A 12,835-nucleotide genomic window follows, 5' to 3' on the forward strand; every position below is an offset into this window, starting at 1 on the left:
TTGGCTGCCTTCAGTGCCGGCCCCAGTGAACTTGCCTTAGGGCAGGGTGATGGGTGGTTGGTCGTTGTTTGAGAACTGCACAGTGGACGCGAGCATCTGTGGCCAAGTTTTTAAGGGCGCACGGTGGATGCCTTGGCACCAGGAACCGATGAAGGACGTGGGAGGCCACGATAGTCCCCGGGGAGTCGTCAACCAGGCTTTGATCCGGGGGTTTCCGAATGGGGAAACCCGGCAGTCGTCATGGGCTGTCACCCTTGCCTGAACACATAGGGCAAGTGGAGGGAACGCGGGGAAGTGAAACATCTCAGTACCCGCAGGAAGAGAAAACAACCGTGATTCCGGGAGTAGTGGCGAGCGAAACTGGATGAGGCCAAACCATATACGTGTGAGACCCGGCAGGGGTTGCGTATGTGGGGTTGTGGGATTTCTCTTTCACGGTCTGCCGGCCGTGAGACGAGTCAGAAACCGTTGATGTAGGCGAAGGACATGCGAAAGGTCCGGCGTAGAGGGTAAGACCCCCGTAGTCGAAACATCAACGGCTCGTTTGAGAAACACCCAAGTAGCACGGGGCCCGAGAAATCCCGTGTGAATCTGGCGGGACCACCCGCTAAGCCTAAATATTCCCTGGTGACCGATAGCGGATAGTACCGTGAGGGAATGGTGAAAAGTACCGCGGGAGCGGAGTGAAATAGTACCTGAAACCGTGTGCCTACAAGCCGTGGGGAGCGTCGGATATGTGCTTGCACATATCTCGTGACTGCGTGCCTTTTGAAGAATGAGCCTGCGAGTTTGCGGTGTGTTGCGAGGTTAACCCGTGTGGGGAAGCCGTAGCGAAAGCGAGTCCGAATAGGGCGATTTAGTAGCGCGCTCAAGACCCGAAGCGGAGTGATCTAGCCATGGGCAGGTTGAAGCGGCTGTAAGAGGTCGTGGAGGACCGAACCCACCAGGGTTGAAAACCTGGGGGATGACCTGTGGTTAGGGGTGAAAGGCCAATCAAACTCCGTGATAGCTGGTTCTCCCCGAAATGCATTTAGGTGCAGCGTCGTGTGTTTCTTGCCGGAGGTAGAGCACTGGATAGGCGATGGGCCCTACCGGGTTACTGACCTTAGCCAAACTCCGAATGCCGGTAAGTGAGAGCGCGGCAGTGAGACTGTGGGGGATAAGCTCCATGGTCGAGAGGAAACAGCCCAGAGCATCGACTAAGGCCCCTAAGCGTACGCTAAGTGGGAAAGGATGTGGAGTCGCACAGACAACCAGGAGGTTGGCTTAGAAGCAGCCACCCTTGAAAGAGTGCGTAATAGCTCACTGGTCTAGTGATTCCGCGCCGACAATGTAGCGGGGCTCAAGCGTACCGCCGAAGTCGTGTCATTGCAGCAATAGGGCCAACGCCCGCTGTGATGGGTAGGGGAGCGTCGTGTGCCGGGTGAAGCCGCGCCGGAAGGCAGTGGTGGACGGTTCACGAGTGAGAATGCAGGCATGAGTAGCGATACACACGTGAGAAACGTGTGCGCCGATTGACTAAGGGTTCCTGGGTCAAGCTGATCTGCCCAGGGTAAGTCGGGACCTAAGGCGAGGCCGACAGGCGTAGTCGATGGATAACCGGTTGATATTCCGGTACCCGCTGTGAAGCGTCAAACATTGAACCAGGCGATGCTAAGTCCGTGAAGCCGCCCCGGAGCCTTCGGGCAAAGGGGAGTGGTGGAGCCGACGGACCAGACCTGTAGTAGGTGAGTGATGGGGTGACGCAGGAAGGTAGTCCATCCCGGGCGGTGGTTGTCCCGGGGTAAGGGTGTAGGCCGTGTGATAGGTAAATCCGTCGCACATCAAGGCTGAGACCTGATGCCGAGCCGATTGTGGTGAAGTGGATGATCCTATGCTGTCGAGAAAAGCCTCTAGCGAGTTTCATGGCGGCCCGTACCCTAAACCGACTCAGGTGGTCAGGTAGAGAATACCGAGGCGTTCGGGTGAACTATGGTTAAGGAACTCGGCAAAATGCCCCCGTAACTTCGGGAGAAGGGGGGCCATCACTGGTGATCCGATTTACTCGGTGAGCTGGGGGTGGCCGCAGAGACCAGCGAGAAGCGACTGTTTACTAAAAACACAGGTCCGTGCGAAGCCGTAAGGCGATGTATACGGACTGACGCCTGCCCGGTGCTGGAACGTTAAGGGGACCGGTTAGTCACTCTTCGGGGTGGCGAAGCTGAGAACTTAAGCGCCAGTAAACGGCGGTGGTAACTATAACCATCCTAAGGTAGCGAAATTCCTTGTCGGGTAAGTTCCGACCTGCACGAATGGCGTAACGACTTCTCGACTGTCTCAACCATAGGCCCGGTGAAATTGCACTACGAGTAAAGATGCTCGTTTCGCGCAGCAGGACGGAAAGACCCCGGGACCTTTACTACAGTTTGATATTGGTGTTCGGTTCGGCTTGTGTAGGATAGCTGGGAGACTTTGAAGTCATGGCGCCAGCCATGGTGGAGTCGTCGTTGAAATACCAGTCTGGTCGTGCTGGATGTCTAACCTGGGTCCGTGATCCGGATCAGGGACAGTGTCTGATGGGTAGTTTAACTGGGGCGGTTGCCTCCTAAAGAGTAACGGAGGCGCCCAAAGGTTCCCTCAGCCTGGTTGGTAATCAGGTGTTGAGTGTAAGTGCACAAGGGAGCTTGACTGTGAGACCGACGGGTCGAGCAGGGACGAAAGTCGGGACTAGTGATCCGGCGGTGGCTTGTGGAAGCGCCGTCGCTCAACGGATAAAAGGTACCCCGGGGATAACAGGCTGATCTTCCCCAAGAGTCCATATCGACGGGATGGTTTGGCACCTCGATGTCGGCTCGTCGCATCCTGGGGCTGGAGTCGGTCCCAAGGGTTGGGCTGTTCGCCCATTAAAGCGGTACGCGAGCTGGGTTTAGAACGTCGTGAGACAGTTCGGTCCCTATCCGCTGTGCGCGTAGGAATATTGAGAAGGGCTGTCCCTAGTACGAGAGGACCGGGACGGACGAACCTCTGGTGTGCCAGTTGTCCTGCCAAGGGCATGGCTGGTTGGCTACGTTCGGGAGGGATAACCGCTGAAAGCATCTAAGCGGGAAGCCTGCTTCGAGATGAGTATTCCCACCCCCTTTGAGGGGTTAAGGCTCCCAGTAGACGACTGGGTTGATAGGCCGGATCTGGAAGGCGGGCAACCGCTGGAGGTGACCGGTACTAATAGGCCGAGGGCTTGTCCTCAGTTGCTCGCGTCCACTGTGTTGGTTCTGAAACCACGAACAACCGTCGTAGCTATGCCACGGCTCCGGTTGACAGTTTCATAGTGTTTCGGTGGTCATAGCGTGAGGGAAACGCCCGGTTACATTCCGAACCCGGAAGCTAAGCCTCACAGCGCCGATGGTACTGCAGGGGGGACCCTGTGGGAGAGTAGGACGCCGCCGAACAAATTTTGAAGGAGACCCCCGTACCGGGAGATCGGTACGGGGGTTTTCTGCGTTTACGGGCCCCTTCGTTTTAGTGTTGCCGTATGCGCTACGACCTGGTCATCTTCGACAACGACGGCGTCCTCGTGGACAGTGAGCCGATCTCCAACGGCCTCCTCGCCGCCTATCTGACCGAGCTCGGACACCCCACCTCGTACGAGGAGTCCATCCGGGACTACATGGGGTCCGCGATGCACCGGGTCCACGACCTGGTCCACGAGCGCACCGGGCAGCGGCTGCCCGACGACTTCGACGACGTCTTCCACGGACGGGTCTTCGCCGCGTTCGAACGCGAGCTGCGGCCGGTCGCCGGAGCCGTGCAGGTACTGGAGAAGCTGGCCGCGGACGGGGTGCCGTACTGCGTGGCCTCCTCCGGGAGCCACGAACGGATCCGCGTGGGGCATCGCACGACCGGGCTCGACCGGTGGTTCGACGCGGGGCGGGTCTTCAGCTCCCAGGACGTCGGGCGGGGCAAGCCGGCGCCGGACCTGTTCCTGCACGCGGCCGAGCGGATGGGCGTACCGCCGCACCGATGCGTCGTCGTGGAGGACAGCCCACTCGGGGTACAGGCGGCGAACGCGGCCGGGATGGACGTCTACGGATTCACCGCCATGACACCCGCGGCACGGCTCACCGGTGCCACCCGGCTCTTCTCCGACCTGGGAGACCTCCCCGACCTGCTCGTATGACCCGCGCCATCGGGCGGCGCTGACATTTGTCATGGCGAGCTCCGGACGATCGTTTCTGTCGGCCCGAGGGGTCCGGCCGCGAAGCTGAGTACATCGAGAGCGGCACGTACAAGGCGACGACGGAAGGACCCGATCGTGAGCGTCACGGCCACGGAGACCGGTATCGCGACGGCGGACGCCGGCGGCACCGGCAAGGTCGCCACCCGGCAGCACCTCCTGCCGCTGATCGTGGACGTGGCCGTGCCGATCGGCTCGTACTACCTCCTCAAGAGCGGCCTCGGGATGAGCACCATGGCGGCGCTGGGGTGGAGCAGCGTGGTGCCCGCCGTGCGGACCCTGTGGAGCGTGCTGCGGGAGCGGAAGGTCAACGCGCTGGCCGCGCTGATCCTGTTCGTCAACGTGGCCGGTCTGCTGCTGAGTCTGGTCGCCGGTGACCCGCGGCTGATGCTCGCCAAGGACAGCGGAGTGAGCAGTGTGATCGGGATCGGTGTCCTGGTCTCCGTGATGGCGGGACGGCCGATGATGACGACGGCGATGAAACCGTTCGTCACCAAGGGGGACCGTGCGCGGACGGCCGCCTGGGATCGACTGCTCGGCGGGTCCGAGCGGTTCCGGAAGTTCGAGCGGACCTTCTCCCTCGTGTGGGGTGTGGCGCTGCTCGGGGAGTGCGTCGTGCGGATCGTGGGGGCGTACACGCTGCCCGTCGACACGATGGTGTGGCTCGGCACGGTCGTCATGATCTGCACGATGGCGGGGGCCATGGTGGTCAGTGGTGGCCTCGCCGCCGGTCCGATGGAGGCGATGGTCAGGGCGGAAGCGGCCGGACCGACCGGCGACCGATGACGGCCCCGCCACAGAGTTGAGCAGAATTCACCTTCGGCTGGATCTACCCACCGGTAGGCCGGGGCCCTACGCTCGCCGCCATGACAGATGTGCTGCGGCGCGGCAGGGCCTCGCTGGCGTTCAGCTTCTTCGCCCAGGGCGCCACCTTCGCGCTGCTCGTGACGCGCATCCCCGCCATCCAGGACCGGTACGGGGTCTCGGACGCGTTGCTGCCCGCCTTCCTTGCGGCCGTCCCGATCCTCGCCGGCGTGGGGAGTGTGACGACCGAGCACCTGGTCAAACGGATACGGCCCAGCCGGCTGCTGCGCTGGTCCCAGCCCGTGGTGCTGCTGGCGCTGCTCGGAGTCGGGGCCGGGGACCGGCTGGTGGAGATGGCGGTGGCCCTCGGCGCCTTCGGGCTCGCGGTCGGCGCGCTCGACGCCTCCATGAACATGCTGGGGGTGAGCCTCCAACGGACGTACGGGCGCAGCATCATGCTCGGTTTCCACGCCACGTACAGCCTGGGCGGGATCGTGGGCGCCTCGCTCGCGTGGGCGGGGGCGCACTGGCATCTGTCGCTGTTCACGTCCTATCTGCCGGTGGTGCTCGTGCTGCTGCCTGCCGCGTTCCTGGGAAGCCGGTGGTACGTCGACGGGGAGGGCGGGACCGGGCCGGAGAAGGCCGAGGGCGGGCCCGTCGTCTTCAAGCTGCTGTTGCCGCTGTGCCTGGTGATGACGTTCGCGTACATCGGGGACTCGACGGTCTCCAACTGGAGTGCGAAGTATCTGCAGGACGTGCTGGGCAGTTCTGAGCAGCTGGCGACCGTTCCGTACAACGTCTACATGGTGATGACGCTGGTGGGGAGGGCCGTCGGGGACGTCGGGGTGCGGCGGTTCGGGGCGGTGGCGGTCGTGCGGCTGGGGGCCGTGGTGGCGGCGCTGGGGTTCGGGGTGGTGGCGGTGGCCCCCGGGGCGTGGGTCGGGATGCTCGGGTTCACCCTGTTGGGGCTGGGGTTGTGTGTGCTGGTTCCACAGACCTTCGCGGCGGCCGGGCGGCTCTTCCCCGGGGCTTCGGACACGGCCATCGCGCGTCTGAACATCTTCAACTACGTGGGGTTCCTGATCGGTTCGCCGTTGGTGGGGGCGCTGGGCGACGCGTGGAACTACCGGGGCGCCATGCTTGTGCCGATGGTGTTGGTCCTGGTGACCCTGGGGTACGCCCGCTCGTTCGCGCCCGAACCGGACCGATACGGTGACGGGCATGAGCGGCCGCGCACAGCTGATGTGGGACGAGGCAGTAACGGGCTATGACTTCGGTCCGGACCATCCGATGGACCCGGTCCGGCTGGCGCTGACCCGGGGACTGGTCGGGGCCTTCGGGCTCGACCGGGACATGGACGTGGTCGCGGCGAAGGCGGCCGGGGAGTCGACGCTGCGGCTCGTGCACCGGGAGGACTACGTGGAGGCGGTCAGGGCCGCCTCCGCCGATCCGGCCGCCGCCGACGCCTCGTACGGACTCGGAACCATGGACGATCCCGCCTTCGCGGGGATGCACGAGGTGTCCGCGCTCATCGCGGGGCAGTCGGTCGGTGCGGCGGAGGCGGTGTGGCGCGGGGACGCGCTGCACGCGGTGAACTTCGCCGGCGGTCTGCATCACGCGATGCCGGGTGGCGCGTCGGGGTTCTGCATCTACAACGACGCCGCGCTGGCGATCGCGCGGCTGCTGGAGCTCGGGGCCGAGCGGGTCGCCTACGTGGATGTCGACGTGCATCACGGGGACGGTGTGCAGGCCGCGTTCTGGGAGGATCCGCGGGTTCTGACGATCTCGCTGCACGAACATCCGCGGACCCTGTTCCCGCAGACCGGGTGGCCCGAGGAGACCGGCGCCGAGGGCGCGGAGGGCAGTGCCGTGAACGTGGCGCTGCCGGCCGGGACGGGGGACGCGGGGTGGCTGCGGGCCTTTCACGCGGTCGTTCCCGAACTGGTCGCGGAGTTCCGGCCGCAGGTGCTCGTCACCCAGCACGGCGCGGACACCCACTTCGAGGATCCGCTCGCGCATCTCGCCGTCTCGCTCGACGCGCAACGGGCCGTGCAGGTCGCCTGTCACGAGCTGGCGCACGAGTACGCCGACGGGCGGTGGATCGCGCTGGGCGGCGGGGGGTACGCGGTCGTGGACGTCGTACCGCGGTCGTGGACGCATCTGGTGGCCGTCGCCGCGGGGCGGCCGATCGAGCCCGAGACGGTGATTCCGGAGAGCTGGCGGCAGGAAGTCTTCGCCCGTACGAGGCAGTTGGCGCCGGCGCGGATGACGGACGGGCGGTGGCCGGTGTCCTGGGCGGACTGGGAGTCCGGGTACGACCCGGCGGACCGCCTCGACCAGGCGATCGTGGCGACGCGGCGGGCGGTGTTCCCGCTGCGGGGGCTGCTCGCGTAGGCCGCGTCGGACTGGGCCCGGGGCCTTTCGGTCCGCTGCCACCGCCCGGAGATGTCCATTACGCCAACTGTGGGGCGTTTTCGGGATTTTCGGGGTGAACGTCCGGCACATGCGCCAGCATCGCTGACGTGTTGAGCACCGGAGCATTGCGCGCGCATCTGCTGGCCGCCCGGCTGGCCGGGCCCGTCGCCACCTCGCGCGAGGAGAGTCTGCGGAGTTATCGGCTCTTCGCCGCCCGGGATCCTCGGGTGCTGCTCGGACTTGATCCCGAGTGGTCCTGGCGGGAGCGGGATCTGATCGAGTTGATGGCGGACAAGTGCGGGGTTTCGGCCGATCCGGCGCACACGAGCGGGCATGATGTGATCGACCCGGAGAGGACCCTGGCCGCGCTGGAAGCCTTCGCGCGGCGGCTCGGGGAAGCGGCCCGCAACCGCGAACCGGTGCTTCTGGGTACCGGCCATCCGCATCGGCTGCTCGGTTTCTACGCCGCCCTCGCGGACGCGCTGTCGTCAGCGGGATGTACCGTCCTCAGCCCCGCGCAGGGTAGCTCTGTCGACATAACGACCCGGTTCGGTCTACGCACGTACAACCTCGACTACGTACAAGGCGTCGCGTTGGTGCGCGAACCCGGTGTGCGTGCCCCCCGCGGTGCGACCGGCGCGCACTCCCACTCGCCGCTCCCGGTTCGTACCGTCCTGGCGGCCGCGGCGGAGGCCGGAGGGCCCCTCCCGGAGCTGGTGATCGGGGACCACGGATGGGTCTGCGGAGCAGGTCAGCTGGGGTTCGAGGCCATGGGGCTGGCCGATACGGACGATCCCGCGCTCTTCGTCGGAGAGGCAGAGGGGCGGGTGTCCGTCGTCGTTCCGGTTGATGACGCTGTGCGGTCTGATTACTACCGACCGCTTACTCGCTATGTACTCAATCGAGCGTGTCTGTCACAGTAGGCGGCCGATAGCATCCCCTCTTCCCCACTCGCATCACCCGCCCCTACATTGGGGAGTGAGCACGCAACGACGAAGAGTCACCGGAAGGGGAAGCCGGTGACCGTCGAGTGCGGAAGGTTCAGGTGTGTCATGGCTGCAGCGGGCGAGAGGCCTCTGAACGAGGTTCAGTTCCTTACCGTGGCGGAAGTCGCCTCGGTCATGCGAGTGTCGAAGATGACCGTGTACCGCTTGGTGCACAGCGGTCATCTGCCGGCGATCCGGGTGGGGAGGTCCTTCCGGGTGCCGGAGCAAGCGGTTCACGAGTACCTCCGCGAGAGCTATGTGGGGGTGGAGACAGCCTGACGGCGTCCCGGTGAAGTTCTCCGAAGGTCCTTGTGGCCACTCGGGAATGCACTCGGATCACCTCGATTACGACCTCAGCGCTCGGACGGGTAGGCTGGCCCCTCATAGGTCGTGTGGGCCCATGCAGCCCAGCACCGAGTAAAGAGAAGTGAGCGAGGGTAGTCGTGGGCTCTGTTATCAAGAAGCGGCGCAAGCGGATGGCGAAGAAGAAGCACCGCAAGCTGCTCAAGCGCACTCGCGTTCAGCGTCGCAACAAGAAGTAGGGCCGTGCCCCGCCTGAGCGGGGTTCGTCCTTACGCTTGTGCGACAGCTGTCGACAGCGCGCTCTGTGGCCCCTCACCTACGGGTGGGGGGCCGCAGCGTTTTCCGGCCGCGGGCGGCCGCGCATCTGCGTCCCGAGCGCTCTCAGGGAGGATGCTGTGCGTACGCCTGCCGGCCCCGCGGTCCGGCCCGGTCACAGGTCCCTGGCCCGCCGTCACTTCGTGCGCCGGGCGGTCATCACAGCGCAACATCGACCCGCTAGGTTGGCGGCACACGGGGAACACGGGCAGGGTACGAGCAGACTTACGTCCAGACACGTCCAGCACGGGAAGAGAGGCGCTGATCTTGGGGAAGGTCGTGCTCGTGACCGGAGTGGCCCGCCAGTTGGGGGGCCGGTACGTACGACGGATCCAGCGTGACCCGCAGGTGGACCGCGTGATCGCCGTGGACGCGGTGACGCCCGAGCACCATCTGGGCGGTGCGGACTTCATCCGGGCCGACATCCGCCAGCCCACGATCGCCCGGGTGCTCGCGGAGCACTCCGTCGACACGGTCGTGCACATGGACGTGACGGGCACCGCGCTGAGCGGCGGCAGCCGGACCACGGTCAAGGAGACCAACGTCATCGGCACCATGCAGCTCCTCGGGGCCTGTCAGAAGTCCCCGACGGTCAAGCGGCTCGTCGTGAAGTCCAGTACGAACGTCTACGGGTCCGCGCCCCGCGACCCGGCCGTGTTCACCGAGACCACCCCGCCCAAGTCGCTGCCCAGCGGCGGCTTCGCGAAGGACACGGTGGAGGTCGAGGGGTACGTACGCGGCTTCGCGCGCCGCCGGCCCGACGTCGCCGTGTGCGTACTGCGGTTCGCGAACATCCTGGGCCCGAGCGCGGATTCACCGCTCGCCTCGTACTTCGCGCTGCCGGTGCTGCCGACCGTGTTCGGTTACGACCCACGCCTCCAGTTCGTGCACGAGGACGACGTCATCGAGGTGCTGCGGATCGCCTCGCACGAGCCGGAGCGGGGCACCCTCAACAGCGGCACGTTCAACATCGCCGGAGACGGCGTCCTGTTGCTCTCCCAGTGCGCGCGGCGGCTCGGCCGCCCCACCGTGCCGCTGCTGCTGCCCGCGCTCACCTGGGCGGGCACGGCGGTGCGTACCCTGGGGGTGACGGACTTCTCCCCGGAGCAGCTGCGGCTGCTGACGCACGGCAGGGTCGTGTCGACGAATCAGATGCGCGAGACGCTGGGATACAAACCGAAGTACACGACCGCCGAGACCTTCGCGGACTTCGCACGCAGCCGGGGACCCGGACTCCTGCCCCCCGAGGCCCTCGCGGGGGCCGTCGACCGGATCGCCGCGCTGTCCTTCCTGGGCGGCGGCCAACCCCCGACACTGAGCGCCAACTGAGGAGCGCATCGACGATGGCGGACGCCAAGGTCATTCCGTTCGACGACGACCGGTCGCGCGGGGGTGCTGCGCAGCGCCCGACGCGGCGGCGGACCACGGGGAGCCGGCGCACGGGCGATCCCGCGGTGGTCCGTGAGGTCCAGCCCCTGCCGGGCCGGACCTTCCCGCAGGATGATGTTCCTGTGACGCGTGAGGAGAAGCCTGTTCAGCAGCCCCGGGACGGTGGCGGGCTGGAACGGCGTGTCGCCGGGGGCCTCGCCTTCCTGCGCAGGCGTCTGACCGGTGACTACGAGGTCGACGACTTCGGGTACGACCAGGAGCTCACCGACCAGGTCCTGATGTCCCTGATCCGCCCGCTCTACGAGAAGTACTTCCGGGTCGAGGTCAAGGGCATCGAGAACATCCCGTCCGAGGGCGGGGCGCTGATCGTCGCCAACCACTCCGGGACGCTGCCGCTGGACGGCCTGATGATGCAGGTCGCCGTCCACGACAACCACCCCGCGGGCCGGCATCTGCGGCTGCTCGCCGCCGATCTGGTCTTCATGCTGCCGGTCGTCAACGAGCTGGCACGCAAGGCCGGTCACACGCTCGCCTGCGCCGAGGACGCCGAACGGCTGCTGGAGCGCGGTGAACTGGTCGGGGTGATGCCGGAGGGCTTCAAGGGCATCGGCAAGCCGTTCAGCGAGCGCTACAAGCTCCAGCGCTTCGGGCGCGGCGGATTCGTGTCGACGGCCCTGCGGCAGGGCACTCCGATCATTCCGTGCTCGATCGTCGGCGCGGAGGAGATCTATCCGATGATCGGGAACGCGAAGACCCTCGCGCGACTTCTGGGGTTCCCGTACTTCCCGATCACGCCGACCTTCCCGTGGCTCGGCCCGCTCGGCGCCGTGCCGCTGCCGACGAAGTGGACGATCCAGTTCGGTGAGCCGATCCCGACGGACGGCTATCCGCCGGAGGCCGCCGAGGACCCGATGCTGATGTTCAACCTGACGGACCAGGTCAGGGAGCAGATCCAGCACACGCTGTACAAGCTGCTGGTGCAGCGCCGGTCGGTCTTCTTCTGACGCTTCCTTTCCGACCCTCGCACATACGCCGGTGGGGCACCCTTCGAAGGAAGGGTGCCCCACCGGCGTATGTGCCCGCGGATCTACCTGTTGTCCTCGCTGTCGATGCCCAGGCCCGGAAGGAGACCGGGGAGCAGCGGGGGCAGGGTGACGTCGGGGGCGCCGCCGACCGGGTTGGACCTGCCTGCCGACGGGGACGAGCTGGTGGTGTCCTTGGGCGGGTCCAGCAGGCCGCCCGTGCTGCCGCCGAGCAGGCCTTCGCCGGTGCTGCCCGAGGCGGACGGCTTCGGCTTGCTGCTGCTGGGGTGGCTGCCGGTGGTGGAGCCGCTGCTGGCGCTGGGTGCGGGACGGTCCGTGCCGGACGAGCCGGGGGCGTCCGAACTGGCGCCGCGGTGTCGGCCCGTGCCTTCCTGCACGGGGGGTTTCGGGAGCAGCGAGCGCAGCGGGTCGACCTCTTGGTCTATGGCGGCGAACACCGACGAGACCTGTTGGCTGACGTCGCCGAGCTGGACGGGCAGTCGGTCGCGCAGCGCGCCCCAGGCCTGGCGGTGCGACTGGGCGAAGGCGGAGAGGGCCTGGATCGGGCCGAGCGAGCCGTCCCGTTCGTATGCCTCGTGGAGGAGGCGGTGGCCTTCTGTAGCGTCGTGCTGCATGCCGGACAGGGCGCGCCTGACCTCGCCCAGGGATTCGTGGTCGAGGCTGCCCGAGCGGTCGCGCTCCATCAGGCGGCGTGCCTCGCTCAGCCGGGTCGAGGCCTGGTCGAGGTAGAGCTCGCCTCGGTCGCTGTCGCCGTGGGCCAGGCCCAGCTTGATGTCCTCCATGCCTCGTTTGAGCCCGTAGAGCGAGTCTCCGGGCAGTGCGTCGGAGCTGGCGGCGGCCACACCGCCGAACGCTCCGGCGGCCACGCCGACGGTGAGCCCGCCCGCGGCGAGGCTCTTGGACAGGCGCGAACGCGGTCGTAGCTTGCCCAGCCCGCTCGCCCGGTGCGCGCCTCGTGCCCGGTGCGAGCGCTGCTCGGGCACGGAACGGTCCGGGCCTTCGCCCCCCGCGGCGGTGCCTTCCAGCAGCATGGCCTCCATCGCCGCGACGAGCTGGGCTCGCTGCACGACTTTGACCTCGGGGTCCAGCTCCGGTTTGGGCAGCTCGCCGAGACCGGTGGCGAGGGCCAACAGCAGGCCCTGCTCGGTCTGTTCCGCAGCAGCCGGGGACGGTGCCGATCCATCGGGCTGCTCGGCCGCCGTGCCCTGGTCGGACTGCTCGTCCAGGGCCTGGGCGAAGGCGTTCGCCCGCCGGTGTGCCGATACGTTCGCGATCACTGGCGGCACCTCCTCTCGTCATGACGGTCGACTCCCCAGGGGGTCCTGAGGGTTGCACGCCCCGGGCGTGTCCACACGATCGGGTGATCGGTG

At 66.4% G+C, this 12,835-nt stretch carries 10 protein-coding genes and 2 rRNA genes; 11 read left to right on the forward strand and 1 reads right to left on the reverse strand.

Features of this window, described 5'->3' with window-relative positions; genetic code table 11:
- Nucleotides 1–100 precede the first annotated feature (100 nt).
- From HEP85_RS22750 to HEP85_RS22800, 11 genes are all read left to right on the forward strand, one after another.
- Nucleotides 101–3,222 (forward strand): 23S ribosomal RNA (locus HEP85_RS22750).
- Nucleotides 3,223–3,308: 86 nt separating this feature from the next.
- A 5S ribosomal RNA gene (rrf, locus tag HEP85_RS22755) occupies nt 3,309–3,425 on the forward strand.
- Between the two features lie 83 nt (nt 3,426–3,508).
- A complete protein-coding gene (locus tag HEP85_RS22760; protein WP_168529395.1) occupies nt 3,509–4,153 on the forward strand; it encodes an HAD family phosphatase in 645 nt (214 codons plus the stop codon).
- A 162-nt stretch (nt 4,154–4,315) separates the two neighbouring features.
- Nucleotides 4,316–4,996 carry a VC0807 family protein gene (locus HEP85_RS22765; RefSeq protein WP_168533918.1) on the forward strand — a complete coding sequence of 227 codons (681 nt, stop codon included), beginning with the start codon at nt 4,316–4,318 and terminating at the stop codon, nt 4,994–4,996.
- Nucleotides 4,997–5,076: 80 nt separating this feature from the next.
- Nucleotides 5,077–6,285, forward strand: a complete 1,209-nt coding sequence (locus HEP85_RS22770; RefSeq protein WP_168529397.1) for an MFS transporter — start codon at nt 5,077–5,079, stop codon at nt 6,283–6,285.
- The gene (locus HEP85_RS22775; protein ID WP_168529399.1) at nt 6,236–7,408 is read left to right on the forward strand and encodes an acetoin utilization protein AcuC; all 1,173 of its coding nucleotides are present in this window, start codon (nt 6,236–6,238) and stop codon (nt 7,406–7,408) included. Before HEP85_RS22770 ends, HEP85_RS22775 begins: the two co-directional genes overlap by 50 nt.
- A gap of 128 nt (nt 7,409–7,536) precedes the next feature.
- Nucleotides 7,537–8,352 carry a phosphatase gene (locus tag HEP85_RS22780; protein WP_168529401.1) on the forward strand — a complete coding sequence of 272 codons (816 nt, stop codon included), beginning with the start codon at nt 7,537–7,539 and terminating at the stop codon, nt 8,350–8,352.
- Nucleotides 8,353–8,481: 129 nt separating this feature from the next.
- Entirely contained in the window at nt 8,482–8,694 is a 213-nt protein-coding gene (locus HEP85_RS22785; protein ID WP_004984898.1) for a helix-turn-helix domain-containing protein, read from the forward strand.
- Between the two features lie 164 nt (nt 8,695–8,858).
- Nucleotides 8,859–8,957 (forward strand): AURKAIP1/COX24 domain-containing protein, encoded by a 99-nt coding sequence (locus HEP85_RS22790; RefSeq protein WP_003948845.1) that lies wholly within the window; start codon nt 8,859–8,861, stop codon nt 8,955–8,957.
- 343 nt (nt 8,958–9,300) lie between these two features.
- Complete coding sequence (locus HEP85_RS22795; RefSeq protein WP_168529403.1) at nt 9,301–10,362, forward strand: NAD-dependent epimerase/dehydratase family protein; 1,062 nt, start codon at nt 9,301–9,303, stop codon at nt 10,360–10,362.
- 14 nt (nt 10,363–10,376) lie between these two features.
- Nucleotides 10,377–11,426, forward strand: a complete 1,050-nt coding sequence (locus HEP85_RS22800) for a lysophospholipid acyltransferase family protein (RefSeq protein WP_168529405.1) — start codon at nt 10,377–10,379, stop codon at nt 11,424–11,426.
- Between the two features lie 83 nt (nt 11,427–11,509).
- On the opposite strand, the gene HEP85_RS22805 is transcribed toward HEP85_RS22800, so the two are convergent.
- Nucleotides 11,510–12,742, reverse strand: coding sequence for a DUF5667 domain-containing protein (locus tag HEP85_RS22805; protein WP_168529407.1), 1,233 nt, complete (start codon nt 12,740–12,742; stop codon nt 11,510–11,512).
- Nucleotides 12,743–12,835 lie beyond the last annotated feature (93 nt).

The sequence above is a fragment of the Streptomyces sp. RPA4-2 genome (assembly GCF_012273515.2).
Taxonomy (GTDB): Bacteria; Actinomycetota; Actinomycetes; order Streptomycetales; family Streptomycetaceae; genus Streptomyces; species Streptomyces kaempferi.